The 26,169-nt window shown below is 35.7% G+C and carries 23 protein-coding genes; 18 read left to right on the forward strand and 5 right to left on the reverse strand.

Annotation, left to right across the window (positions count from 1 at the left end; all coding sequences use genetic code 11):
• The first annotated feature begins 2 nt into the window (after positions 1-2).
• From lgt to Bccel_RS00950, 13 genes are all read left to right on the forward strand, one after another.
• Positions 3-500 carry a prolipoprotein diacylglyceryl transferase gene (lgt, locus tag Bccel_RS31940; protein WP_276326209.1) on the forward strand — a complete coding sequence of 166 codons (498 nt, stop codon included), beginning with the start codon at positions 3-5 and terminating at the stop codon, positions 498-500.
• A complete protein-coding gene (locus Bccel_RS31945; protein WP_276326210.1) occupies positions 497-1,003 on the forward strand; it encodes a prolipoprotein diacylglyceryl transferase in 507 nt (168 codons plus the stop codon). The genes lgt and Bccel_RS31945 overlap by 4 nt, the downstream gene beginning before the upstream one ends.
• A gap of 24 nt (positions 1,004-1,027) precedes the next feature.
• Positions 1,028-2,161, forward strand: a complete 1,134-nt coding sequence (locus Bccel_RS00900; RefSeq protein ID WP_036939613.1) for an FtsW/RodA/SpoVE family cell cycle protein — start codon at positions 1,028-1,030, stop codon at positions 2,159-2,161.
• Between the two features lie 229 nt (positions 2,162-2,390).
• Positions 2,391-2,828, forward strand: a complete 438-nt coding sequence (mraZ, locus tag Bccel_RS00905) for a division/cell wall cluster transcriptional repressor MraZ (protein ID WP_036939616.1) — start codon at positions 2,391-2,393, stop codon at positions 2,826-2,828.
• A gap of 37 nt (positions 2,829-2,865) precedes the next feature.
• A complete protein-coding gene (gene rsmH, locus Bccel_RS00910; protein WP_036939619.1) occupies positions 2,866-3,810 on the forward strand; it encodes a 16S rRNA (cytosine(1402)-N(4))-methyltransferase RsmH in 945 nt (314 codons plus the stop codon).
• Positions 3,811-4,460: 650 nt separating this feature from the next.
• Positions 4,461-4,934 (forward strand): cell division protein FtsL, encoded by a 474-nt coding sequence (locus tag Bccel_RS00915; RefSeq protein ID WP_036939622.1) that lies wholly within the window; start codon positions 4,461-4,463, stop codon positions 4,932-4,934.
• 273 nt (positions 4,935-5,207) lie between these two features.
• Entirely contained in the window at positions 5,208-7,385 is a 2,178-nt protein-coding gene (locus Bccel_RS00920) for a penicillin-binding transpeptidase domain-containing protein (RefSeq protein WP_036939624.1), read from the forward strand.
• A 35-nt stretch (positions 7,386-7,420) separates the two neighbouring features.
• Positions 7,421-8,872 (forward strand): UDP-N-acetylmuramoyl-L-alanyl-D-glutamate--2,6-diaminopimelate ligase, encoded by a 1,452-nt coding sequence (locus tag Bccel_RS00925; protein WP_036939627.1) that lies wholly within the window; start codon positions 7,421-7,423, stop codon positions 8,870-8,872.
• 36 nt (positions 8,873-8,908) lie between these two features.
• On the forward strand, positions 8,909-10,291 hold the full coding sequence (locus tag Bccel_RS00930; RefSeq protein WP_036939629.1) for a UDP-N-acetylmuramoyl-tripeptide--D-alanyl-D-alanine ligase: 1,383 nt from the start codon (positions 8,909-8,911) through the stop codon (positions 10,289-10,291).
• A gap of 41 nt (positions 10,292-10,332) precedes the next feature.
• Positions 10,333-11,298 carry a phospho-N-acetylmuramoyl-pentapeptide-transferase gene (gene mraY / locus Bccel_RS00935; protein WP_036939632.1) on the forward strand — a complete coding sequence of 322 codons (966 nt, stop codon included), beginning with the start codon at positions 10,333-10,335 and terminating at the stop codon, positions 11,296-11,298.
• A gap of 48 nt (positions 11,299-11,346) precedes the next feature.
• Entirely contained in the window at positions 11,347-12,456 is a 1,110-nt protein-coding gene (gene ftsW / locus Bccel_RS00940) for a putative lipid II flippase FtsW (protein ID WP_036939635.1), read from the forward strand.
• An 11-nt stretch (positions 12,457-12,467) separates the two neighbouring features.
• Positions 12,468-13,562 carry an undecaprenyldiphospho-muramoylpentapeptide beta-N-acetylglucosaminyltransferase gene (gene murG, locus Bccel_RS00945; protein ID WP_036939637.1) on the forward strand — a complete coding sequence of 365 codons (1,095 nt, stop codon included), beginning with the start codon at positions 12,468-12,470 and terminating at the stop codon, positions 13,560-13,562.
• Positions 13,563-13,802: 240 nt separating this feature from the next.
• A complete protein-coding gene (locus tag Bccel_RS00950; protein WP_036939638.1) occupies positions 13,803-14,168 on the forward strand; it encodes a UDP-N-acetylglucosamine 1-carboxyvinyltransferase in 366 nt (121 codons plus the stop codon).
• 114 nt (positions 14,169-14,282) lie between these two features.
• Here Bccel_RS00950 and Bccel_RS00955 read toward each other — a convergent pair whose 3' ends face one another.
• Positions 14,283-14,849 (reverse strand): hypothetical protein, encoded by a 567-nt coding sequence (locus Bccel_RS00955; protein WP_050752954.1) that lies wholly within the window; start codon positions 14,847-14,849, stop codon positions 14,283-14,285.
• A gap of 456 nt (positions 14,850-15,305) precedes the next feature.
• Here Bccel_RS00955 and Bccel_RS00960 point away from each other — a divergent pair, with 456 nt between their 5' ends.
• Positions 15,306-16,064, forward strand: coding sequence for a sigma-70 family RNA polymerase sigma factor (locus Bccel_RS00960; protein ID WP_036939641.1), 759 nt, complete (start codon positions 15,306-15,308; stop codon positions 16,062-16,064).
• Positions 16,057-17,997 (forward strand): PA14 domain-containing protein, encoded by a 1,941-nt coding sequence (locus tag Bccel_RS00965; protein WP_036939642.1) that lies wholly within the window; start codon positions 16,057-16,059, stop codon positions 17,995-17,997. Before Bccel_RS00960 ends, Bccel_RS00965 begins: the two co-directional genes overlap by 8 nt.
• Positions 17,998-18,119: 122 nt before the next feature.
• Here the strand turns inward: Bccel_RS00965 and Bccel_RS00970 are convergent, their stop codons facing one another.
• From Bccel_RS00970 to Bccel_RS00985, 4 genes are all read right to left on the reverse strand, one after another.
• Complete coding sequence (locus Bccel_RS00970; RefSeq protein WP_050752955.1) at positions 18,120-18,875, reverse strand: hypothetical protein; 756 nt, start codon at positions 18,873-18,875, stop codon at positions 18,120-18,122.
• Positions 18,872-19,816 carry an anti-sigma factor domain-containing protein gene (locus Bccel_RS00975; protein WP_050752956.1) on the reverse strand — a complete coding sequence of 315 codons (945 nt, stop codon included), beginning with the start codon at positions 19,814-19,816 and terminating at the stop codon, positions 18,872-18,874. Before Bccel_RS00975 ends, Bccel_RS00970 begins: the two co-directional genes overlap by 4 nt.
• Before the next feature lie 113 nt (positions 19,817-19,929).
• Entirely contained in the window at positions 19,930-20,145 is a 216-nt protein-coding gene (locus Bccel_RS00980) for a hypothetical protein (protein WP_050752957.1), read from the reverse strand.
• Between the two features lie 71 nt (positions 20,146-20,216).
• A complete protein-coding gene (locus tag Bccel_RS00985) occupies positions 20,217-21,443 on the reverse strand; it encodes a hypothetical protein (RefSeq protein ID WP_050752958.1) in 1,227 nt (408 codons plus the stop codon).
• A gap of 378 nt (positions 21,444-21,821) precedes the next feature.
• On the opposite strand from Bccel_RS00985, the gene Bccel_RS00990 reads away from it, so the two are divergent.
• The 3 genes from Bccel_RS00990 to Bccel_RS01000 all read left to right on the forward strand — a co-directional run bounded on the left by Bccel_RS00990 (position 21,822) and on the right by Bccel_RS01000 (position 25,863).
• The gene (locus Bccel_RS00990; RefSeq protein WP_036939651.1) at positions 21,822-24,095 is read left to right on the forward strand and encodes a DEAD/DEAH box helicase; all 2,274 of its coding nucleotides are present in this window, start codon (positions 21,822-21,824) and stop codon (positions 24,093-24,095) included.
• 111 nt (positions 24,096-24,206) lie between these two features.
• Positions 24,207-25,451: a ribonuclease H-like domain-containing protein gene (locus Bccel_RS00995; RefSeq protein WP_036939654.1), complete on the forward strand. Its 1,245-nt coding sequence runs from the start codon at positions 24,207-24,209 to the stop codon at positions 25,449-25,451.
• Positions 25,452-25,611: 160 nt separating this feature from the next.
• Positions 25,612-25,863: a hypothetical protein gene (locus Bccel_RS01000; RefSeq protein ID WP_036939656.1), complete on the forward strand. Its 252-nt coding sequence runs from the start codon at positions 25,612-25,614 to the stop codon at positions 25,861-25,863.
• Positions 25,864-26,169 lie beyond the last annotated feature (306 nt).

Raw genomic sequence — 26,169 nt, forward strand, 5'->3', positions numbered from 1 at the left:
GGATGAACACTATTAGCTTTCCCGGGCTAGGAGATATTAGTTTTCACATTAACAGGGTTGCATTTAATTTGTTTGGCTTTCCACTTCACTGGTACGGCATAATAATTGCAACAGGATTTTTGCTGGCGGTACTGCTTGGAATGAGGGTCTCCAAAAAACTAGGAATTAACCCGGATGATATTATTGATCTGGTGCTTTATGCAGCACCAATTTCTATAATATGTGCAAGGCTTTATTATGTAATATTTAGCGGGGATAGTATGTACCTGGAAGATCCCATGGAAATAGTGAGAATTTGGCATGGCGGACTTGCCATATATGGTGGTATAATTGGAGCAATCGGTACAACTTTTGTATTTTGCAAAATAAAAAAGATCAATGCTCTCAATGTTTTGGATTTTGGTTTGCCATATTTTGCGTTGGCACAGGCTATCGGCAGGTGGGGTAATTTTGTAAACCAGGAAGCATTTGGAGGTCAAACTGACCTTCCTTGGGGATGACAGGAAATGTTATACAAGAGTATTTAAGCGTAAATTTTCCGAACTTAGACCCTAAAATACCTGTGCATCCTACGTTTTTGTATGAGTCATTGTGGAATTTTGGAGTGTTTGCATTTCTTATATGGTTTAGAAAAAGGAAAAAGAGTAATGGGGAAGTTTTCTTCCTATATCTGATTTTGTATGGTGTAGGCAGAATGTGGATCGAGGGTCTCAGGCTTGACAGCCTTATGTTGGGTTCTACGAGAATTTCCCAGATAATATCAATATGTTGTATAATACTTGGAATTGCAGCCTTTATTGGACTTAGGAAAATGAAAAATGATGCTGTTTTGGAAGCTGCAAACGAACCTAGTAGTTATAGCACTATATTGGAGGAGCTCAAAAATAGGGATAATGATTCTGATGAGCATGGCATTGAACTTAATGAAGAACAAAATGATAAAAATGATGATGAAAATAATGAGGGCACTGAAGCTTCAAGTAAAAATAATATAAATGATTAGTAGTTTAAAATAAGGGTGACATGTATGTATTTTGTCGAAAAAACGAAAGGTTTAAACATAGTAAAGAACTTTGATTACCTTCTCTTTTCAGCAGTTTTGCTCCTTTCGACATTAGGATTTTTAGTTGTTAGAAGTGCTACTCTTACAAGGGCTGACGGCGGTTTTAGAATTGCTGTAAGCCAATTGGCTGGGCTTGTTATCGGAATAACTCTTGCAGTGATAATGAGTTATATTGATTACAAAGACTTCAAATTATTTGGAAGTGGCCTTTATATTGTAAGTGTAATACTGCTTATAGTCGTTTTGAAATTCGGTTCGGGTGAAGAACTGGGGAGCAGGAGTTGGCTGGATTTAGGGTTTGTGACTTTGCAGCCTTCGGAGGTTGCAAAGGTGGCATTTATAATGGTCGCTTCAATATTCCTGGAAAGGATACTGGAGGGACAGCGAAGAGGCAGCTTTATTAAATTGATTTTATACTCTTCAATTATTATAGGACTTGTTGTTATACAGAAAGATTTTGGGACAAGTATGGTATTTATGGCCATATTTTTGATTATGTTATTTATCTGCAGGGTACCGATAAAATATTTTGTATCAATGGTTGCAGCAATAATACCTGTAGGTCTAATTATGTGGTTCTTTGTTTTAAATGAAAAGAGAAAGGGAAGGATAATTTCATTTCTTTATCCGGAGCTCGATCCCCAAGGTGCGGGGTTTAACGTTTTAAGATCAAAGTATGCCATAGGATCAGGGCAGTTATGGGGAAAAGGGCTTTTTGAGGGAATACAGACACAGAATAACATGGTCCCTGTTAAAGAATCGGATTTTATATTTTCGGTAATAGGTGAGGAATTAGGATTCATAGGTGCGGTTGTCATAGTGTTTTTACTTTTTTTTATACTGATAAGATGCATCTATATTGCAAAGAATTCACGGGATAAATATGGATCGATAATGGTAATAGGTGTTGCAGGCATGATTGCGGTCCACACCTTTGAGAATATCGGGATGTCAATAGGTATTCTTCCGTGTACCGGTATCCCTCTACCGTTTGTAAGTCAGGGAGCTACAAATCTGGTTACCAATTTCATGGCTATAGGTATAGTTTTAAGTGTTTCTGCAAGGAGAAAGAAAGTAATATTTAATTCATCACAATAAAGTGATTTTATTATGGGCAATAAAATCACTTTAATTCTTAACGGAAGATTTTATTGCAAAGCCAGAAATGTCAATAGCAAAAGATAGGACTAAAGTCCTATCTTTTTATTTTTTTGAATTTTTTTTTGTAATATGACTTGATTATTATAAAAAATTAGAATAAAATTAAATACAAGTGGAGGAAAGTGGTGAAAAGTGGTGAGCGTTCCCAAAATGTGAGGTGAAATTATTGTTTTCAGGTGAATACCAACACTCGGTTGATCCCAAGGGGCGTTTGATAATGCCCTCGAAGTTCAGAGAAGGCCTTGGGGATAAATTTATGATAACCAGAGGACTGGATGACTGTTTGTTTGTGTATTCCATGGCAGATTGGGAAAGCTTTGAAGCCAAGCTTAAATCACTTCCGATGACAGACAACAATGCGAGGGCATTTGTAAGGTTTTTCCTTTCAGGTGCGACAGAATGTGAATTGGACAAGCAGGGAAGAATATTAGTACCACAGAATTTAAGGGATTATGCAGGAATTGATAAGGATGTTGCAGTAGTAGGCGTATCTTCCAGAGTAGAAATCTGGGATAAGGACAAGTGGCAGAAGTATATTTCCGATGTCAACGATAATCCGAATGAACTTGCAAAGAACTTAACTTCAATTGGTCTGGTATTTTAAAAAATTTGAGCTATAGTGAAATAATTTAAGGTGCAAAATGGAATTTAATCATAAGCCTGTAATGCTAAATGAGTGCATTGAATATCTGAATATTAAGTCCGATGGCATATATGTTGACGGTACTCTTGGAGGTGCTGGACACTCATCCCATATTTATAAAAGACTAAATGAATATGGCGTATTAATCGGCTTGGATCAGGATTATTTTGCTATAGAGGTGTCCTCCAAACGCATAAAAGAGTTGGGTGGACAAGGTAAGGTTTACCTAATTAACAGTAACTTCAAAAATCTTAAGGATATTTGTATTGATCTCAAAATCAGTGGTGTTGACGGGGTTCTTTTGGATCTTGGGGTATCATCACATCAACTGGATGAAGCTGAGAGAGGTTTTGGATACCAGCATGATGCGCCATTGGATATGAGAATGGATAGAAGTAATGAATTAAATGCTGAAATTGTTGTTAATGAATATGATGAAAAAAGAATCAAGGAAATTATAAGGGATTACGGTGAAGAAAAGTGGGCTTCACGAATTGCCGAGTTCATAGTAAGAGAAAGAAAAAAGAAAAGAATTGGTACCACTCATGAGCTTGTGGAAATTATTAAGGCAGCTATACCGAGTGCAGCAAGAAGAGAAGGGCCTCATCCGGCAAAACGAACCTTTCAGGCAATAAGGATTGAGGTCAATAATGAACTTGGAATACTTGAAAAGACCATAGATGATATAGTATCTGTCTTGAATCCGGGAGGAAGGCTTCTTATAATAACTTTCCATTCCCTAGAAGACAGGATTGTAAAAAATGAATTCTTAAAAAAAGCAAAGCCTTGCACATGCCCTAACAGTTTTCCGGTGTGTGTATGCGGGAAGAAACCAGAGGTGGAATTGTTAACAAGAAAGCCTATAGTTGCTTCAGAGGCTGAATTGGAGGAAAATCCCAGAGCTCGCAGTGCTAAATTAAGGGTATTAAAAAAATTAACATAAATACTATCAGCAAAATACTAATGATAAAAAGTACCAATGAACAAAAGAAAAGGAATAGAAGTTAGCTAAACACAAAAGAAAAGTTTAATAAGAAAACACAAAGGATAAAATTGAAAGCATCGCTAAAAGTACAAAAGAAAAAGATTTTAAATTACACAAAAGAAAAAAATTAATTACAAAAGAAAAAAGATTTTAATTACACAAAAGAAAAAGATTTTAATTACACAAAAGAAAAAGATTTTAAATTACACAAAAGAAAAAAATTAATTACACAAAAGAAAAAAGATTTTAACTACACAAAAGACAAAAATGAATTTTTACTAAAGACAAGGGTTAAATAATTAATCTAAATTACAAATGAGAAGCATTACAAAGATTTAAAGAATTAATAAGGGAAATGGATGAAACAATCATTATTTCATTTACATTTCTTGGTGCCTAGGGGATTATGGTGTCTTATTGCATTAACTTATTGACACCAAGATTTACAGATATCGTATTTCTCCTGGCAGGTTTTGTTAATTACATTTCCGGGAGAGGCATTGTTAGTCAACTCTCGGATTTATTGTCCCCTTAAATGTGTTATTAATTTGAGAGGATAAATTTAGGTGGGTAATTCTGTGAATATTTCGAAAAAGAGGTGAATAAAATTGTTAGCGGAGAAAGAAAAATACTATTACGGAACAGCTGCTCCCAAGATCGACTATGATGTTTATGAGAACAACAAAGTACTAAAAGCTAAAAAAAGATATAAGAAAAACAACAAAGTTAAGCTGAAAGCTGTTTTCTGTATATTGATATTTTTTGTATCCTTTACCCATATTATTTACATGTATGCACAGATTACCGAAATGGATTATAAGCTCAATAAAGATAATAAGGAATTAAACGAGCAGAAGAATGACAATATCAGATTGAGTCTTGAAATACAAAAGCATCTTGATTTAAACAGGATAAGGGATGTTGCACAAGCACGCCTCGATATGCAAAAGCCTGATAAACATCAAATAATATACGTTAATGTACCTAAGACCGATTTTACTGAAATTCCAGAAAAAGAAGGCGGCATAAATAAAGGAAGTTTGTTTTCTTATGTAGAAGACATGTTCAGTAATCTAGATTAAAAGATTAATCTAGTAGGTTAAGATATACAACTGATAAACCTTGCGAATTTTCAGTGCAAGGGACAAAAATGCCAGCAAGTTTTTGAAGGATAAGGATAAGTAACGATGCTAAGTAATGCCTTAGAAATAATTCGTATTCTCAAGGACGAAATCCCGACAATTTAACGGGGTTTTGGACGATGAGAATCGGATATTATTTCTTAGCCATTACTAATCGTAACTTAGTAGTTTATCCTTTTTTTGCAGGAGAGTTTTTTCAGTGGAGGTATAATCTTGACAGGAATAGGGTTAATCATAAAAAAAAGACTTTTGATTGTTTTAATGTTCTTTTTGACAGTAATAGTGCTTCTATTGATAAGGCTTGTGTTTATACAGGTAATTGATGGTGAATGGTACCAACAGCAAGCCTACGAGCAGCAGAATTCCGGTATAGAAATAGGTGCTGGAAGAGGAACTATATTTGACAGGAATGGAAAAGAGCTTGCCGTAAGTGCGAGTGTTGAAACGGTATCCATAAACCCACAAGAGGTAAGAAAATCCAAAAAAGACAAGTATATGATAGCCAAAGGGCTTGCGGATATAGTGTCAATGAAGGAAGAAGATATAATTAAAAAACTTGATAGAAAAAGCCGATATGAAAGGATTATAAGGAAAGTTGATAAAGATGTCGGTGATAGGATAAGAAAATGGATTAAGGATGAACAGTTAAGCGGAATATATGTAGTTGAAGATACTAAGCGGTTCTATCCCAACAGAAACCTGGCTGCACATGTTATTGGCTTTACAGGAACCGATAACCAAGGACTTGATGGAATAGAAGCTACAATGGATAAATACCTGAAAGGAAAATCAGGAAAAATACTCAGTGAGGTTGATGCAGGTGGCAGGGAAATACCTTTCAGTGAGCAAAAGCATGTTGCTCCTAAAAAGGGAAATAATGTAGTATTAACAATAGACGAAACTATACAGTATTTGGCTGAAAAGGCATTAGAAAAAGCAATTAAGGATTATAAGATTTTAAGAGGGGCAACAGCCATAGTAATGGATCCTAGGAATGGAGATATCCTGGCTCTTACATCAAAGCCTGATTTTGATTTGAATGCACCATTTGCAGCACCGATTGGTATTGATAAAAGTACATGGAAGGGAACAACAAAAAAGGATATTGAAACCCTCCAAAAAACTGTTTGGAGGAATAAGGCAGTTGTTGATACATATGAGCCAGGGTCAACATTCAAGGCGGTAACTTCAGCAGCAGGGCTCCAGGAAGGTGTTGTAAGACCTGATAGTCCTGTAACTGATGCTACAGTTAGGGTAGGAGGCTGGAACATTAATTGCTGGAGGCCAAATGCCCATGGCAACGAAACTTTTACCGAGGGAGTATACAATTCATGCAACCCGGTTTTTGTAAGGGTATCCCAAGCTCTTGGGATAGAGAAGTTTTATAGCTATGTAAGGAAGTTTGGATTTTTTGATAAGACCAATATTGATTTGCCTGGTGAAGCAAAAAGCGTTATACATAAGAAGCCAACTGAGGTTGATATGGCTGCTGCATCATTCGGCCAAAGGTTTCAGATATCTCCCATACAGCTCATTACTGCCTATGGGGCTATTGCCAATGGGGGAACTTTGTATAAACCCAGGCTGGTCAAGGAGCTAACTGATGATGATGGCAATGTAGTAAAAACATTCCAGCCTGAGAGCGTCAGAACAGTCATAACAAAAGAGACAGCCCAGACTCTGAGAACTATCTTGGAGGGGGTTGTAGCAGATGGTACCGGAGGAAATGCTTACATAAAAGGATATAGGCTGGCAGGTAAGACAGGTACTTCGGAAACCCTCCAGACCAAGAAATATGGAAGATATATTGCATCATTTATGTCCTTTGCACCGGCAGATGATCCGGTTATTTGTGCCCTTGTGGTACTGGACCACCCGGACGTTTACCCCCACACAGGAGGTATGGTGGCGGCTCCTGTAGCAGGCAAACTGGTTGAAGATATTTTAAATTATCTTGAGGTGCCAAGAAGATATACTGAGAAAGACAAGGATGCACTGCAGGTTGATACAACAGTGCCTGAGGTTACAGGACTTACATTTGAGAATGCAAAAAAGCTATTAAATGAAAAAGGTCTTACATATGAAATAGTAAATAAGGGAAATACTAATGCTACAGTTGTGATGGAACAAATGCCAAAACCTGATGCTATTGTTCCAGAAAAAACAGTTGTGCTATTATATAAATATAAACCGGAAAATGAACCGACAGTTATTATGCCGGACATTTCAAACCAAACGATTGATGAAGCAGCAAAAACACTGCAAGCTGCAGGACTTAATATAAAGGCGGTTGGTCTGGGCAATGCGGTAAAACAGTCGCATCCTCCTGGAACAAAGGTGATAAAAGGCCAGTTGGTTGAAGTTGTTTTTAGAAAGCTTGATACGGAATAAGAGCTAAGAGATTTGATAAAATGGAGGTTTCGGATATGATACTTAAAGAGCTTGTTGAAGGATTGGATATTTTGGAGATATGTGGGGATATAAACGCTAATATTACCAATATTGCTTATGATTCAAGAAAGGTAAGAAATGATACTTTGTTTGTGTGTATTGAGGGCTTTAAAGTGGATGGACATCAATTTGTAGCAGCTGCAATTGAAAATGGAGTTAAAGCTTTGCTGGTACAGAAGAATGTAAGCGTGCCTGAAGGTATAACAGTTATACGAGTTGCTGATACCAGGCTGGCACTGGCACATGTATCAAATGCCTTTTTTGAAAACCCGTCCGATAAGTTTACCCTGTTTGGCATTACAGGCACAAAAGGTAAGACTACCACTACATTTATGATCAAGTCAATCCTTGAAAAAGTGGGTCAAAAGGTTGGGCTTATAGGTACTGTTGCAAATTTTATCGGAAATGAAACAATACCCACAGAAAGAACTACTCCTGAGTCCTATGATCTGCAAGCTCTTTTTGGTGACATGGTGGAAAAAAACGTTAACAGCGTTGTCATGGAAGTATCATCTCACGCATTGGAGCTCCATAGAGTAAGCTGCTGTAATTATGACATAGGGGTGTTTACCAACCTTACTCAGGATCATCTTGATTTTCATGAAACCTTTGAAAATTATTTCAATGCTAAAATGAAGCTGTTTAAAATGTGCAGCAAGGCCCTTATCAACATAGACAGCGATTATGGAGAAAGGGCATGGGAAGCTGCATCAGCAGCATCGGGAAAGGTGTATACATTTGGGATTCACAAGGAAGCGGACTTTAAGGCTGTCAATATTGTGACCAATCCTGATAGTGTAGAATTTGATCTTGTTTCCATGTGGGGAAACGGACATCTGAAGGTGAATATACCAGGGGTGTTTACAGTATACAACGCTTTGGCTGCTATTGGCTGTTGTATTTTAGGCGGAATATCTCTTGATGATATCAGAGAAGGACTTCTAAATACACGGGTTCCCGGCAGAGCAGAGGTGGTATATACCAATGATAAATTCACTGTTATAATTGATTATGCACATAGCCCTGACAGTTTGGAAAACATACTTAAAACCATAAAGGATTATTCAGTGGGAAGGGTGGTTTGCCTGTTTGGCTGCGGCGGTGACAGGGATAGAACCAAAAGACCTATAATGGGCGAGATTTCCGGGAGGTTAGCCGATTTAACCATAATTACATCTGATAATCCGAGGACTGAAGAACCTGAAAGCATAGTTAGGGATATTGAAGAAGGCATCAAAAGGACAGATGGAGCATATATAACTATTGTGGACCGGAGGGAAGCAATAAAATATTCCTTGGAAAATGCTCAAAAAGGGGATATAATTTTGCTAGCAGGAAAGGGACATGAGACTTACCAGATATTCAAGGACAAGACAATTCATTTTGACGAAAGGGAAGTAGTTCTGGAGTTGCTTGATCTATGTTAACAAAAAATAAACTGGTGAGAGAGGTAATTATATTATATGCAGACACTTGGATTGAAAGAAATAATTGAGGCAACAAAGGGCGAATTGATTTTTGGTGAATTAGAAAAGGGAATTAACGGGATTTGTACAGATTCCAGGAAAGTTGTTGAAGGAAGTCTTTTCATTCCCATAAAGGGCGAAAACTTTGACGGTCATGCATTTATTAAGGACTGTCTTATGAAAGGGGCCGCAGCTTCTTTGACTTCAGAAGATGTGCAAGGTTTGGATGTCATGAATGGAAAGGCTGTCATTAAGGTTCAGGATACTTTGGCTGCATTAGGTGATATTGCAAGGTATTACAGAGCTTTGTTTAATATACCCCTGGTTGGTATAACAGGCAGTGTTGGCAAAACAAGCACAAAAGACATGATTGCCTGTGTACTTCAGCAAAAATTTAATATACTAAAAACATCGGGCAATTTCAACAACCATATAGGACTGCCTCTTACAGTGATGAATATGGAAAGAGATTATGAGGCAGCAGTTTTGGAAATGGGTATGAGCGGCTTGGGCGAGATCAGCTACCTTACAAAAATAGCAAAGCCCAGTATTGCTGTTATTACCAATATTGGAATGTCACATATAGAGAAGCTTGGTTCAAAACAAAATATTTTAAAGGCCAAGATGGAAATAATGGAAGGACTGCCTGACGACGGCATTGTTATATTAAACGGTGATGACAGTCTTTTATACGGATTAAAGGGGTATTTGAAGTATAAGACCGTTTATTATGGAACAGAAGATGGACTTGATTTGCAAGCTTATAATATTAAAACGATGGGTGAAAGCGGTACCTGTTTCGAAGTAACAATCGGTAATAATGATTATAAGGTACATATTCCGGTACCGGGAACACACAATGTTTATAACGCATTAGCAGCAATAGCAGTTGGGCTTCATATGGGTATTTCCATTGAGAGTATTATAAAAGGGATTGCTTCATACAGTCCGGCTAATATGAGATTGAATATAGTTGGACATAAAGGCTACAAGATTATTAACGATGCCTATAATGCAAGTCCTCAATCAATGGAATCGGCATTGGATGTCTTAAAGGATACAAGTGAAGGCAACAGAACAATAGCTGTGCTTGGAGACATGCTGGAAATGGGAGAGTGGGCTTACAAAGCACATGTGGGAGTAGGTAAATATGTTGCTTCAAAGGAGATAAACTATCTGGTTACTGTTGGTGAAAATGGCAGGAACATTGCACATGGAGCGTTGGAGGCAGGTATTCCTGCAAAGAGAGTTTTCTCATTCCGGAAAAATGATGAGGTTAAAGAATTTTTAAAAAACTTTGTGGAAGAAGGAGATTTTATCCTTATAAAAGGTTCCAGGGGAATGAAAATGGAGGAAATAGCACAAGGTTTAATGGAATGATTGAAGAAATAACAGGATGAAATACGGGGTGAAGTATTAAAATGCAATTATCAATTCAAGTTGTGGTATTTATTATATCATTTGCTATGGCTCTTATTGCAGGGCCTATTTTAATTCCAGCTTTGACAAGGCTTAAATTCGGTCAGACAGTTCGCGATGACGGACCTGCTACTCATTTGAAAAAAACAGGCACTCCAAATATTGGCGGATTGATTTTTTTAATACCAATTCTTTTGCTTTCCATTTATTTTGGAAGGATTTATTCAGAAATTATACCTATGGCTATAGCCACTATTGGGTTTGGATTGATTGGTTTTATAGATGATTTTATCAAGGTTAAGAAAAGAAGGAAGGATGGACTTTATCCAAAGCAGAAAACAGTTGGCCTTTTGCTGGTAGCTGCAGTTTTTGCAATATATACAGCATACTTTACCGATCTCGGTGTAGATATAACCATTCCTTTCTTGGGAACAATAAATGAAAAATGGTTTTATGTTTTATTTGTAATATTCGTGTTGTATAGCATCACAAATGCTGTCAATATTACCGACGGGTTGGACGGTCTTGCAGCAGGAACGACCCTTATAGTAATGGTGTTCTTTACACTTATTGCGATGACTAATGCCGAATGGGAATATAGTATGGTATTCTCAGCTTTTGTAGCTGGAGGATGCCTTGGGTTTCTTACATTTAACATTCATCCTGCTAAGGTTTTTATGGGGGATACAGGGTCATTGGCATTAGGCGGTGCGGTTGGCACCCTTGCAATTATGATGAAGATGCCGTTTATAATACTTTTGGTTGGTGCTGTGTATGTTACTGAGATACTTTCGGTAGCAATACAGGTTGTATCCTTTAAGACCAGAGGAAAAAGAGTTTTTAAAATGGCACCGCTGCATCATCATTTTGAACTTTCAGGCTGGAAAGAGACCAAGGTGGTATACTCTTTCTGGGCTGTTACATTGGTGTTATGCGGGATTGGTATTGTAATATACACAGGCTTTTAGTCAGTATGCTGTTTTAGGGTTTTATTATGTTTTTTTGGAGGGTATTCAATGAAGGGGAAGAGACCGTTTGATTTTTGGATATTCATATCAGTACTGATGCTGCTTTCCATAGGCTTAATTATGCTTTTTAGTGCCAGTTACCCTAGTGCTTATAGTTATCATAAAGGAAATGCCTACTACTTTGTTGAAAGACAAATACTCTTTGCGATTGTTGGTGTAATAGGAATGCTTATTATATCAAGGATTGACTACCATAAGCTTGGCAAAATATCCCCCATTTTGTTTGTTGCAAGTTTGGTTTTGCTTGTATTGGTAAGGATACCTGGTATAGGAACAAAACTTAACGGTGCTTACAGGTGGATTTTTATAGGACCTCTCTCTTTCCAGCCTTCGGAGCTTCTAAAAATATCTATGATTTTATTTTTTTCATATAGTTTATCCAAGAGAAAGGATGACCTTAAATATTTCTTTAAGGGCTTATTTCCTTATCTCATTTTAATAGGTTTATTCTCCGGGCTTCTTCTTATCGAGCCTCATCTTAGCTGTACAGTTCTGGTTGTTATTGTTGCTACTATTATTTTATTTTGTGCCGGTGCTAAGATAAAACATTTTGTGTTGTTGGGAATGCCTGCTATAGGTGCTTTTATAGTAGCTATAACGACTATGGAACATGCAAGAAAAAGGCTTACTACTTTTTTACACCCCATGGAGGATAAACAGGGGGATAGTTGGCAGATTATCCAATCTCTCTATGCAATAGGTTCCGGCAAATTGTTCGGTAAGGGGTTGGGAAAGGGTATGCAAAAGCATCTCTATTTGCCTGAACCATACAATGATTTTATTTTTGCTGTTATAGCTGAAGAATTGGGATTTATCGGTGTTGTTGCAATATTGATGCTATTCTTTGTATTTATATGGAGAGGTATAAAGGTAGCAATCAATACGCCTGATGTTTTTGGAAGCCTTGTTGCAATTGGGTTGACTTCTCTTATTGGAATGCAGGTGGTTATTAATGTAGCTGTTGTTACATCTTCTATTCCTGCTACAGGGATTGCGTTGCCGTTTTTCAGCTCAGGAGGAACATCGCTTACTTTTATGCTCTGCAGCATCGGGATTCTTTTAAATATATCAAAACAGGCAAACTATGAGAGAATATGAGGTGAATAAAATTGAAGGTATTAATAGCTGGTGGAGGCACTGCGGGTCATATTAATCCAGGGCTTGCCATTGCCAAGTATATAAAATCAAAAAGTACTGATACTAAAATAATTTTTGTGGGTACCGAAAGAGGGCTTGAAACTAAACTAGTACCAAGGGAAGGTTTTGAGCTTAAACTCATAAAAGTAAGGGGTTTTCGAAGAAAGCTTTCAAAAGAAACATTTATTTCAGTAAAGGAGATGTTTCAGGGATTTCATGAGGCACGCAGTATAGTAAAAGAATTTAAGCCTGATATAGTAATCGGTACAGGGGGCTACGTTTGTGGTCCTGTTGTTTTTTCAGCGGCTATGAGAAAGATTCCAACTCTCATACATGAACAAAATGCGTTTCCTGGTGTTACCAACAGAATACTTTCCAGGTTTTCCAATATAACAGCCATCAGTTTTAAGGAATCGGAGAAATTCTTTAAGGGTGCAAAAAAAATAGTACTTACCGGTAATCCCATAAGGAAAGAAATGCTGGAGATTGACCGTGCCAAAGCAAGAGAAAGCCTTAAGGTTGACAGCAGCAATCCCCTTGTGGTGATTTTTGGGGGAAGCCTGGGTGCTGAAAAAATTAATCAGTCAGTTGTTGATATGCTTAAAACACATTATCGAGAAGGAACATTTAAGCTTATTTATGCAACAGGAGAGAAACAGTATAAAAATGTTATGGAAAAATTGGAAGGTCTCTCCTATAAGTCGGTTCAGGTGCTTCCGTATATATTTGACATGGCTGGGGTAATGGCTGCCGCAGATCTGGCTGTCTGCAGGGCAGGGGCTATAACAATTAGTGAACTTACAGCACTGTCTGTTCCTTCAATCATGATACCTTCACCCTATGTTACGGCAAATCATCAGGAGCATAATGCCAAAGCACTTGAGAAACATGGTGCGGCATTGGTGATTTTGGAGAAGGACTTAAATGGGGAGGTTCTCCATAAAAAAATTATTGATACTATAAAAAATAAAGCAAAGCTTAAGGAGATGTCAAAGAACGCGAGTATGATAGGTGTCAGAGACGCAGCAGATAAGATATACAGCCTTGCTATGGGTATAAAGGTATGATTAAAAAATTGCTAACGCTGTTTCGCGGCTGGTCGTTTAGCTTCGCTAAACTGCTCGCCATGTATCCTGAGTGTTGAAGAATTAAGTCAACGCATATCTCGTCCTTTTTTTGTAAAAATAAAAAAGTAACATTTTTGTAAACCCAGCATAATATGTAACATAAATAAAAAGGATTAAAGTCTTCTTTAATCCTTATATAATTATAATTATTTCCACCGGGTTTTCGGAGGTGTTGTAAAAATGAGTAAACTTGTTATTAGCGGTGGACAGAAATTAAAAGGCGAAATAGTAGTCGAAGGTGCAAAAAATGCTGTTTTACCCATACTTGCAGCGACTGTATTAAACGAGGGTCTTAGCGTCATAAAGAATTGTCCCAGATTGAAAGATGTTGAAGTAATGGTAAATATATTAAAGAGCCTAGGCTGTAAGGTTAATATGGAAGATAATATTATCCTTATTGATTCTTCAACAATAAACAATACCTTCATTCCCGAAGAACTGGCTGTCGAAATGAGGTGCTCAATTATCTTTATGGGTGCAATCCTATCAAAGTATGGGAAAGTTACTATAAGTTACCCAGGTGATTGTGTTACTTTATGGGTATAAAGTTAATGTATATGAAAAATGTTAAAATGTTATTATATAAAAATCAAATAAAATTATTATATTAAAAGTGAATAATCTTTACACTTTTAATTTTGTTAAACATGTAAAGCTGGTTTAACAGTATGTCTTAAAGAAGTTTTTTAATCTATTGGTATCCATTGCTTTTATTATTTCTGCATCTATTTCAAGTGCTGATGTTAAAATATATGTTATATCCTTATGCAATTGGATAAATCTTTCTTCCAATGGCAAAACCTTTTTAAAGGAATCGGCAAAAACTATTATCATAGCTATTGCGATTTTTAGTCTAAGTATGCCAGTGTAAACATCTGCCGATTTTGCTGCGGTTTTTCGTTTTATTCTTATTCTTTTCCCATCTTGCAAATCTGCCAGCTTCTGAGCCATCTTATAAAGCTTTAGCCTATTGCTGTCCGATAAAATCCAGGGATTAGACTCGCCTGCTCTTCCGAAAAGCTTTCGTGTCTCACTGTTTACCTCCAAAAGCTCTTTATGAATTAGCGGTATAACATCGCTGGACTCACGCATGTAGAGGCCAAATTCATTTATGGATGCCAATCTTGCAACAGTTTCCCAGAGTGGAATTTTTGTATTCTGAAAGGGTTCATAAGATATTAAGGCACTATAGTCTTCACTATTTATATTACTGCTAAATACGTCCAATTAGAAAACCTCCTTTAATATATGAAAATAATAATGGTAGAAAATAACTTTAAGAGAAATGCAAGTATTTTATCGGCAATAATATCTTATAACATTATGCCTAAAAAAGCTATTTGTTTCAGCTTATTCAATTTATTAAATTTTTATAAATAACTATAAGCTTTTATAAAATTTTCATAAACGACCTAAAAATTATTTTCATTCGAATATTTATATAGAAGTTATTTGAATTAATATGCCGATAAATATATTGATTTCTTGTTAAAAAAGTAAATAATTTACCTTATATTTAACGGCAGTATTTGTGGCTCTTATATTGATATGATATAATTCAAAATAAAATGAACGTAAAATTTGATAATTTTAATCATTTTTAACTTTTCATTACAATTTAATACAAAATCACAAAGCGATTTTGTTTACATAAATTCCTGCTTATAAAAGGGGTGCTTTATTTTGATTTTTACTTTTACTGTCTATAATTCTGACAAAGAGCATGCCGGACACTTGATTGACAGAATTAAAGAAGGAGATGAAGAGCTTAGGGATAAGTTTATAAACGATTACATACCTTTTATTTTAAAGGTTATTTCCAATGCAGTACCAAACAAGGAAGGTCTTAGGAATTGTGATGAATACAGTATTGGGCTTATTGCTTTTAATGAAGCTATCGATAAATTTGACAGCGACAAAAGTTTCAAAACATTCAACTTTTTTAGTTTTGCTGAACAGATTATAAAGCGTAGGATAATTGATTATATAAGAATTGTATCAAAAAGGAGTAAGGAAATACCTTTTTCGTATCTGGAAGAAAAAGAAACTCAATTTGATGAAAAATATATCAATGAGCCTGCAATATCAAAGTATGACAGGATAGAGCTTTTTCAAGAGATTAAAAGTTTTGATGAAGAATTAAAAGCATTTGGAATAAAGTTAAGTGATCTGCATAAGTATACACCTAAGCACAGTGACTCAAGAGAGATGTGTGTTAAAGTCGGCAAAAAGATTGCACAGAATAAGGAAATATTTAAGAAAATAATAAATAAAAAATATTTTCCAATGAAAGAACTGACCAAGATTGTTGATGTACATCCAAGGACTATTGAAAGAAATCGAGAATTTATTATATCTGTTTCAATAATATATGGAAATGACTTTGAGCATCTACAGTCCTATCTTGGCCGTACGTTAGGGGGAAGGGGTAAAAATGGGTAAGAAAGGTATAATAATAGATGTTGAAAAACATTTTGTTACTGTATTAACTGAGGATAATGGATATTACAAATTGGCTAGAAAGCCTACCATGTATGTAAGTCAGGAGATATACTTCAATAAGAGTGATGTCATAAATACGGCTTATATTATAAGAAGGGCTTCATTAGCAGCAGCTATAGTATTTATTATAGGAATATCCATATTTGTAAGTATGATGTTAAACAAAAATACTTATAACGACAAGATTTTGGCATATGTCAGTCTTGATATAAATCCCAGTATTCAGTTTGCTATTGACAAAGATTATAAGGTTATGGATGCTGATTATATTAACAAAGATGCCATGGAACTGATGGCGGATTTAGAACCTGAGGGTATGAAAATAAGTGAGGCTTTCTATATAATAATTAATAGATGTGTTGAAAAAGGTATAGTCAAAGAGGATACTAAAAATTATTATTTAATATCAGGTGCTGTTAAATCAAATAAGAATTCAGATAGAGATGTAGCTAAAACAAATGAGAATAAGCTAAACAGCCTTCTTTACAGTTTAAAGAAAAATGTATCAGCAATGCATGGAAAAAACAATGAGGTAGATGTCTTCCAGCTTGATAGAAATGATATTGAAGCTGCAAAAAAGAGTGGAATCTCATTAGGAAGATATGCTTTATATAAAGAAATAGTAAAGACAGGCAGCAAAATATCACTTAATGATGCTAAAAATTTTGAAGTTTCGGATTTGATGATAACTTATCAGAAAAACAAGGGTAATATGGCATATAACACACCAACTATGGATAATATGGAGACAGCTGCCAATAGTCCGTCAACCGATATTATTAGGACACCTTTTCCATCAGGTTTGGAAAGTAGTTCAATACCCGGCAACACACAAAACATATTGAGCACCCCTGATAATTTAAATACAAAAAGTATATTAAGTACTCCAATAAAGGGCTCAAATAATAATTCAAACAGTATAAGACCATCAGCTGATGTATCAAAGAGTGCTGCTGCAGCAACCCCAAAGCCTGAAACAGGTACAGGGTTATTGGCAGAGTACTATGATAATATAGACCTGACAAAACTTGTAACGACTCGAGTCGACAAGCATATTAACTTCTTCTGGTTTTCAGGCATGGAACCGGCGCCTGGGGTAAAGAAAGATGACTCATACAGTGTCCGATGGACAGGGTATATTAAGCCTCCATATACAGGGGAATACAAGTTTTATGTTAATCGTGATAACGGAGTTAGGCTTTGGATAAACAATGAGCTGGTTATAGACAAATGGAATGAGCAATGGAATGTGATTGATACAGGAAAAATAATACTAGTAGGAAATCAAAAATATGATATAAAAGTTGAGTTTTACAACAATACCGGTAATGGGATAATTTCCTTATGGTGGACCAGCATTTTAGTGGAAAAATCTGTTGTTCCTGCTTCATGTCTATATCCTGCTGCAAAACAGCCTGAACAAGCTGTATTGCCCGGTGAAGGCAAGGGGTTAAGCTATGAATATTATGATAATACCGATTTAACTGTACTTAAAGCAACAGGCACTGATAAGGAAATCAATTTTAACTGGGGAACCGGTTCACCGGACCAAAGAGTTCATCAGGATCAAAAGTACAGTATAAGATGGACAGGCTATGTAGAGCCTCTTTATGATGAGAGTTATAAATTTCACATTGATTATGACGGCGGCATTAAGCTTTGGGTAGATGATAAACTGGAAATAAACGAATGGGTTGATTCTGACAAATCCTCAGCAGCAACCAGAGAAATAAAACTAAAAGCTGGAAATAAGCATAAAATAAAGCTTGAGTATTTTAATGGAAATATGTATGGAAGGGTTAAACTTATGTGGAGCAGTCCTTCTACTGAAAAGTCGATAATTCCTATGACCAGGCTATTCGCTAAGGAATGATTAAAGAATTTAAGGACCTTATAGATAACTTAAAGTTTAGTTTCTATAAGGTCCTTTTGACCTCTTGGGAAATTATAGCATTTTATAAATCAGGCAATAAGGGCATTTCAAAAAATACCTAACTAATCTGTCACAATCATTGTTAATGTTCCGCTGGAACTTGATCCGAAATCATTAACAAGTTTCCATTTATAATTGAAAATACCTTTTCTTTCAGCGATAACAGCTACACTTCTTGATTGTGGTTCAGGGCTTTTATCGTCCATTGAGCTTGTTGATATAACTTCATTGTTTTCATATAGTATAAGAGTAGTTCCATTATTTCCTCCAAACATGTTCATTGTCAATGTGAAATATTCTCCTACTTTTGTTGTATATGTATCTGACGATATTTGAACTGTTCCTGGAACTCCCTGTGCTTTTGCCACAATAGGAACTACAGTTGAAGGTTTTGGCTTCGTTGAAGGCTTTGAAGAAGGCCTTGAGGATTGAACTGTCTTTTTCGGAGTTGCCTTTCTTACTGTTGGCGTAGGCCTTGGTGCCTTGGTACTTGTAGGCTTCAGCTTTGTAGTTTGAACAGGTGCAACTGTAGAAACTGCAGAAGACGAAGTGTTTTCAACATTTACAGAACTGCTGCCATCATTTGAGTCTAGTGGGGAACCAGCTTTAGGAGACAGTGTTTGTTCTACTACAGCAGGGGTGGGGATTGTTTCTGGAGACTCAGTAACTTCAATAACTTCTGTAGCTTCCGGTTGTTCAATATCTCCAGTATCATCACTATCTTCATTTTCTATATCTGCTTCTTCTGCCTGCATATCATCCAGCACAATTACCTTGCTTGAAGGAGAAGGGGATGATGTTTCAGCAGATTTATTCAAGAATGCTTTGCCCCAAATAAGATAACTAATATAACTGCAGCAGAGCCTATCGCAATAGCACCAAATCTTATGAACTTACTGTAATATAGCTTGGAACCGTCTTTGTTCAACTGAACCTGTTTACCTATACTCCTATTATTACTCCTGTCAACTTTTATAATAACGAATTGTCCTGAAAAGTTCATAACAATTGCGTCTTTTTTGAATAACTCAAGAATGATACCGATATTCTCTGTAGTTTTACCCTGTTCAATATTTATAAGGTAGCTTTTTAAAACCTTCAGATCACTTTTTAAAATAATAGAAATGGCAATTATGTACTCCTTATTCTTTTCTACTAATTTTTTTTGAATTTTAAACTTTTCATCCAGATCATCTATAGGGATGGCTTTAATACTAAACATATTTTTGTATAGGATTTTACTGCCAGCAATGGATTTAGCAACATTTAATGAAAACATGATTTGGTCTACTTCTCTTGGACCTAAAAAATACAAATCCCTCAATGTTATTCCAAACTCCCAAAGCTTTTGCTTGAATACAATGATCTCATCCTTATTTTCAAAATTACGGTACAGATACTCTTTAGAATTATCATTGGAAGAATCATCAACGGACATGCTTTTGGAATTTTCCTCCCATAAAAAGTGGTATATCCATTCCTTAATGATTTTTTCAGAATATGCAGCAAAAGATTCATTATCGTTAAAGTCATAATGATCAATGCAGTAGTTGAAAGCGGTAATAGCAGCATCGTATTCCTTACTATTTGTAGGAATGGCAGATTTGCCTAATACTTGGGACACAACCTTCATTATCATATTCTTGTTTTCTTCAATAAAGCGTTCTCTCAGGGCAATATCTCCCTGTCTTATTTTATTAATGTAAGCACTGAAACTATCATTATTAAAAACATCATTATTTTGAAAATCCGAGCTCATCTTATCATCTCCAAGGTAAAATTTGTTTAGGAATGGATTTATTCTGTTATATTTAAAAATGATTAAATATATTTTTAATCATCCCTATTATTCGTTCGTTAGTAAAGAATTACCTAATTTACTGCTATAGCAATAGTTTCGCTGCTTGCTGATCCTTTGGCATTAAGCAGCTTATACCTATATTTGAATGTTCCTTTCGATTTTGCCTTAAATGACATGGACTCAGTTTGTTGGTTTGGTGAGTTGTCTTTATGTCTTTTATAAAGCACTATTTTATCGTTTTCATAAAGAACGATAACTGTGCCGTTATTTCCACCAGCCATGTTCATTGAAATGTTATAAGAATCACCAACATTGACACTTTCTATATCACAACTGATTACCGGAGTATCCGGCGGGCCTACAGCTTTATCTGTTGGCGGTGTTGGCTCAGGTACTTTTTTAGTTGCTTTTGGTTTTTGGTGTCCGTTGGTTTTATTGGTGTACTTGTGTATAAAGGTTCTGATGTTGGTACTGCAGGTACAAAGCTTGGGCTTTGTGTACTTACCTTTGGGGTAGGACTAAGTAATGCTGATGCAGTAGCAGTAACCACCGGAACCGTAGGATTTTTATCCATGCTGCCATCACTTACGGCAACATTTTTACCATCCGGATCTTTTGGTGAATATACTGTGGTTGAATCGTCCCTTAACAGGTAAGTAAAACCTACAAGAAGAGTAAGGGTTATAATAAAAAAGCTGGCAGCAAATACCGAATATTTGGTGATATTTGACGGCCTTTTTATGTAATCGCTGTTTATGAGCATTTGCTTACCAATATATAGGGTCGGGTTGCTTTTTATATTGTTAATGGTAAATTTGCCCTCTAAAGTAAAAAATAAAGCCTTATCTTTAAAAAGTTCAAGAATTATACCTACATTATCGGAGGGTCTATTGCCCGATTCGGTATTCTTAAGGTAGCTTTTAAATATCCCCAGGTTACTGTTTAATATAAGTGCTAGGGCAATAATGTAATCCTTATGTTTTTCAATAAATTTTTTATTATTTTTAGTATCCTTGTCAAGCATATCATATGGAATGCCTGACTTTGATGTAATCTTCTGGAAAACCTCATGGTTTGACAAAAACTTTCGCACAATAGAGAGTGAAGTATTGATAGACTCTTTATCAACAGGGGTAACTTTAACCAACGAATCTAAAGTGATACCCAATTCCCATAATTTAAGTTTGAATCTGGAGATTTCGTCCTTGTTTTCATAATCTCTGTATAGGTACTCGCTTTCAATTTGTGCATTATAAGTTGTTGAATTAGAGCTCTCAAATTTTATAAAATCATAAATGGAGTTTTTAATAACCTTTTCTGCATAAGTTAAAAAGTCATCATTACTTTCTAAATCATATGTATCAATGGCATAATTAAATGATGACAAGCCTATTTCAAATTCCTTGCTGTTTTGAGGTATTGTCGACCTTTTTAAGGCATTGGACACGACCTTAAGAATAAAACTTTTGTTTTCATCAATAAAATCGCTTCTAGATTCATTATCTCCTAATCGTAAACCCTCAATAAATGTTTTCAGGTTTTCTCTGGATAATTTATCCCTACTAAAAAAATTTGAACTGCTCAATTGACTTCCTCCATATGATATTAAACAATGTTGATTATATTAATTATAATTATTAATGATATAATCAACATCGTGCTAAATTTTCCTCTACATGAATTATATATTAATTATCTGTATTCTTCAATAATTGATATAAAAAATAAAATACATAGCAAGCATTAATATGTAAAAAGTTGTCGTTTTATTATATCTGATGTAAAAATGAGTTAAGTAAGATTAAAGAAATATCTGGAAGTAATATTTTAGCCATTCCTTAAATTAAATCTATTAATTAAATAAAAAAATTATTATAATTAGATATATAAAAATTAATTAATTTTTTATATAAAAAGTGTTTTTAATTTAAAAATCAAAAGATAAGGGTTATTGGAGAGCAGTATGAATCTTGAACAGATTTTAGAAAATTTTAAAAATTCTGAAGAGTTGATGAAAAATATAACAGCTTGGATTGAAATACCTCCTAAAGATGCTGTTTATTCAGATTTTCCCGAATGTATGGATATAAGGCTAAAGGAAGCCCTCAAAAGGAGGGGGATAACAAGGCTTTATTCTCATCAGGCTTGTGCAGTCAGGGAAGTGGAAAACAATAAAAACGTTGTAGTAGTTACCCCGACGGCATCGGGTAAAACAATGTGCTACAACATACCTGTTATAAATAATATTTTAAAGGATCCTGAATCAAGGGCAATTTTTCTGTTTCCGACAAAAGCACTTTCTCAGGACCAGACAACCGAGCTGCATGAGCTTATCACAGAGGTAGGTGTAGATATAAAAACCTATACATATGACGGTGATACTCCACAATCAGCTAGAAAGGCTATAAGGCAGGCGGGACATATAGTTGTCACAAATCCCGATATGCTCCACAGCGGTATACTTCCCCATCATACAAAATGGAACAAGCTGTTTGAGAACCTGAAGTTTATAGTGATTGATGAGGTACACCATTATAGGGGCGTTTTTGGCAGCCATCTTGCAAATGTAATAAGAAGGCTGAAGCGAATATGTAATTTTTACGGCTCCAACCCTAGGTTTATTTGCTGTTCGGCTACAATAGCCAACCCGGATGAATTGGCTTGCGGAATTACAGGAGAGGATGTTGTGCTGATTGATAATAACGGGGCACCAATGGGTAAAAAGCATTTTATTTTTTATAATCCGCCAGTTGTCAATAAAGAACTGGGAATCAGGAAAAGCAGCACTATAGAAGCCAAGATAATGGCTCAGAACCTCATAAGAAACAATATACAGACAATAGTATTTACCAGAAGCAGGTTAAATGTTGAAGTTTTAGTAACCTACCTTAAGGATGTTTACTCAAGTAAATTCGAGGGTGAGCAAAGAGTAAGGGGATATAGAGGTGGATATCTTCCAAGCCTTAGGCGTGAAATAGAAAGAGGACTTAGAAACGGCAGTGTTACAGGCGTAGTAAGCACTAATGCCCTTGAACTGGGTATTGATATAGGTAATCTGGAGGCATGTGTCATATGCGGGTATCCGGGAAATATTTCCAGTACATGGCAGCAGGCGGGAAGGGCCGGCAGAAGGAACAGTGTCTCAGCTACATTCCTTATCGCCAGCAGCAGTCCCCTTGACCAGTACATTGTGAGCAACAGCGATTATTTTTTCGAGAAGAGTCCCGAATATGGACTTATTAATCCGGATAATCTAGCCATACTTTATAATCATATAAAATGTGCGGCATTTGAGCTTCCATTTACAGAAGATGAGAAGTTTGGAGTTGAAACAACAGGAGAAATACTGTCATTTATGGAAGATGCCAAGATTTTAAGGCATGTAGGCTCAAGATGGTATTGGATGAATGATGTTTTTCCTGCAGGTGATATATCCCTTAGAAGTGCTTCAAATGAGAATTTTATAATAATTGACATATCGGAACCAAAACACAGGGTTATAGGGGAAACAGACAGATTCAGTGCACCTATGCTCCTTCATGAGGAAGCCATATATATGCATGAAGGTCAGCAATATCAAGTTGAGGAACTTGATTTTGACAATAAAAAAGCATATGTGAGGAAGGTTGATGTGGATTACTATACAGATGCCAACCTGGCAGTTGACATGAAGGTTATTGATGTATTCAGAAGCGAGGAAGGAAAACTTACAGACAGGTTCAGCGGGGAGGTAATGGTTTCTGCCATTGTAACCATGTTCAAGAAGATCAAGTTATATACCCATGAAAACATAGGTTCAGGTCCTGTTAATCTTCCTGAGCTTGAAATGCATACAACTTCCTATTGGATAAGCTTTTCCGAAGAAGCAACAAAAGGCCTGTCCCAATTGGAAATACAGAATGGTCTTTTTGGTCTTTCAAACATCATCGCAAATTGTGCACCTATTTATCTGATGTGTGACCCTGGAGATATAAGGGTAGTATATCAGGTAAAGGCACCTTTTACAGTTAAGCCTACACTTTATATCTATGACAGCTATCCTGGGGGAGTAGGATTTAGTGAAAAACTATACAATATTCACCAGGAATTGTTTATTGCTGCAGGTAAAATGATTGAGCAGTGTGAATGTGAATGCGGCTGCCCGTCATGCGTCGGACCGCTGAACGAGTTTTCAGGCAGTGGAAACCCCAAACTTTTAACCTTAAAGCTTATAGGATATACTTTAAGTAATGATTAACTATGAGTTTTTAAATGTCTAGGAAATTATGCTGTATACTACACCGCAATTTCTCACGACAACGATTAATGTTGACAAAGTCACCAACGATTTTGTTTTGGGAGCATGGATATGTATTCTGATTTAAGAAGCAAACTGAAGGAATTTGCTGAGAAACAAAAAATTAAAGAGGCTGTGATTGAGAGTAACTCTGACATTGAAAGCACCTGTGAAAATGCCTCTGAAATAGACAAGCTTATGGATGGAACTATTGAAACGGGCCATTTAGGAACATTTTTCATACATAAAAATCAATTTTCCCTAGACTATGCCCATGGGAATTGCATATTGGGGGAATTTACAAAGCTGGATTTTGAGTATCTTTTAAGGGCTTTTAACAGTAATAGCAAATTGGACCTTAAAGATATGATATTCCTTGACACTGAGACAACAGGACTTGGCGGGGCGGGAACAGTAGCTTTTCTAGTGGGGATAGGATATTTCGAAAAAGAAAATTTTGTTGTAAAACAGCTTTTTATGAGAGACTATGATGAAGAGCCTGCCATGCTTTGCTATTTAGAAAATGAACTCGCTTCTAGGAAAGCACTTATAACTTTCAACGGTAAGGCATTTGACTGGAACCTCTTAAATTCAAGATTTATATTTAACAAAATTAAATGTCGGCAAAAGGATCCTGTACATCTGGATTTATTGCACATATCCAGGGCAATATGGAAAAGGAAGCTTGAAAGCTGCAGGTTGATATCACTTGAAGAAAATTTGCTTGGACTAACAAGGAATGATGATATACCGGGTTACCTTATACCAGCGGCTTATTTCAAATATCTTAACGACAGAGATGCAAAGGATATGAAGAGGGTGCTGGAACATAACAAATCAGATATCATTTCAATGGTATCTCTATTTGTAAAAATCGGAAGGCTATTAAATAATCCTATGGAAGAAGCATCTGATTATAATGAATTATTTGGTGCTGCCAGGATTTATAATAAAGCTATGGATTATATGAAGGCTGAGAACTGTTATAAGCATTGCTCCATCTCAAACAACAATATTATAAGGACCCAAGCATTAAAAGAGCTTATTGTATTGTACAAAAGCGGTAAGGATTATGACAGCATAACCAAATGCCTTGAGCTCATCATTAACTCGTCAAAAACTCCCAATATTCCCATAATGATACAACTTGCAAAGCATTATGAGCATAGGGTCAAAGATTTTTCCAGGGCAAAGGAGATAACTGAAAAAGCTTTTGATATATGCTTAGGCAGTGGTATGTTAAGACATGCATATTATAAGGAGCTTAAGCACAGATTGGAACGTTTGGTAAGAAAGACAGCTAAAGTAGCTAAGTAATAATAATACATTTGAACTGGAAATGCAAAAAAATGTATTAACTTCTTGGAGAAATATGCAAATTAAAACCATAAATAGTAAGAAATGCGTGCAAAAAGTTTGACTGTTGGGAAAAATATGGTATAATTGGTTTATAATATTTTTTCAAGGGGGAAATGTTATGGAACGATGGAAAGGTAAACTCAGAGCAAGGGAGTTTGAAGCTAATGTGGAAGTTTTTTACGAAATGCCTACTTATTATAGCTTAGGTGAGTGGTACGGGTACGGAACTGCAGCCAAATCCATTGAAGCAAAGGAATACGATACAAACCTTGGAAGTATTATAGTAAATAATATCAAGGACATTAACTACAGTAAATCATTATTTGGTTTTATAGGAAATGGAGATTTAAATTTACCGAAAGAAGAATAAATTAATTATTAGCTATTTTGTTTAATTATGTAATTTTGTGGGTAAATTAAATTACGATAGACTTTGCAAATTATCCTAAAAAGGGGAACCGGATTTCATATGAATGGTTCTCTTTTTTAGTGTCGTATTATAATTTACAAACTATTCACACTTTTTTAAAACTTAAAGAATAGAATATTTTTAAAAGATAATATAGGTGAAACATTATAGAGAGATATATCTGTTTCATAGTACATCGATTTCTCCCTAAAAGAGCTGTTAATAGCTCTTTTTTTTTACACTGCTTTTGAACAGGATTATGAAATG

The organism is Pseudobacteroides cellulosolvens ATCC 35603 = DSM 2933, assembly GCF_001262605.1.
Taxonomy (GTDB): Bacteria; Bacillota; Clostridia; order Acetivibrionales; family DSM-2933; genus Pseudobacteroides; species Pseudobacteroides cellulosolvens.

Bases quoted from the DNA above. Each gene is read 5' to 3' on its own strand.
- Bccel_RS00965 (WP_036939642.1), top strand. From the start codon at position 16,057: ATGGGTAAGAAAGGTATAATAATAGATGTTGAAAAACATTTTGTTACT.
- ftsW (WP_036939635.1), top strand. From the start codon at position 11,347: ATGAAGGGGAAGAGACCGTTTGATTTTTGGATATTCATATCAGTACTG.
- Bccel_RS00980 (WP_050752957.1), bottom strand. From the start codon at position 20,145: ATGAACATGGCTGGTGGAAATAACGGCACAGTTATCGTTCTTTATGAA.
- Bccel_RS00925 (WP_036939627.1), top strand. From the start codon at position 7,421: ATGATACTTAAAGAGCTTGTTGAAGGATTGGATATTTTGGAGATATGT.
- Bccel_RS00995 (WP_036939654.1), top strand. From the start codon at position 24,207: ATGTATTCTGATTTAAGAAGCAAACTGAAGGAATTTGCTGAGAAACAA.
- Bccel_RS31945 (WP_276326210.1), top strand. From the start codon at position 497: ATGACAGGAAATGTTATACAAGAGTATTTAAGCGTAAATTTTCCGAAC.
- Bccel_RS01000 (WP_036939656.1), top strand. From the start codon at position 25,612: ATGGAACGATGGAAAGGTAAACTCAGAGCAAGGGAGTTTGAAGCTAAT.
- Bccel_RS00990 (WP_036939651.1), top strand. From the start codon at position 21,822: ATGAATCTTGAACAGATTTTAGAAAATTTTAAAAATTCTGAAGAGTTG.
- Bccel_RS00930 (WP_036939629.1), top strand. From the start codon at position 8,909: ATGCAGACACTTGGATTGAAAGAAATAATTGAGGCAACAAAGGGCGAA.
- rsmH (WP_036939619.1), top strand. From the start codon at position 2,866: ATGGAATTTAATCATAAGCCTGTAATGCTAAATGAGTGCATTGAATAT.
- mraY (WP_036939632.1), top strand. From the start codon at position 10,333: ATGCAATTATCAATTCAAGTTGTGGTATTTATTATATCATTTGCTATG.
- Bccel_RS00950 (WP_036939638.1), top strand. From the start codon at position 13,803: ATGAGTAAACTTGTTATTAGCGGTGGACAGAAATTAAAAGGCGAAATA.
- Bccel_RS00975 (WP_050752956.1), bottom strand. From the start codon at position 19,816: ATGAGCTCGGATTTTCAAAATAATGATGTTTTTAATAATGATAGTTTC.
- lgt (WP_276326209.1), top strand. From the start codon at position 3: ATGAACACTATTAGCTTTCCCGGGCTAGGAGATATTAGTTTTCACATT.
- Bccel_RS00900 (WP_036939613.1), top strand. From the start codon at position 1,028: ATGTATTTTGTCGAAAAAACGAAAGGTTTAAACATAGTAAAGAACTTT.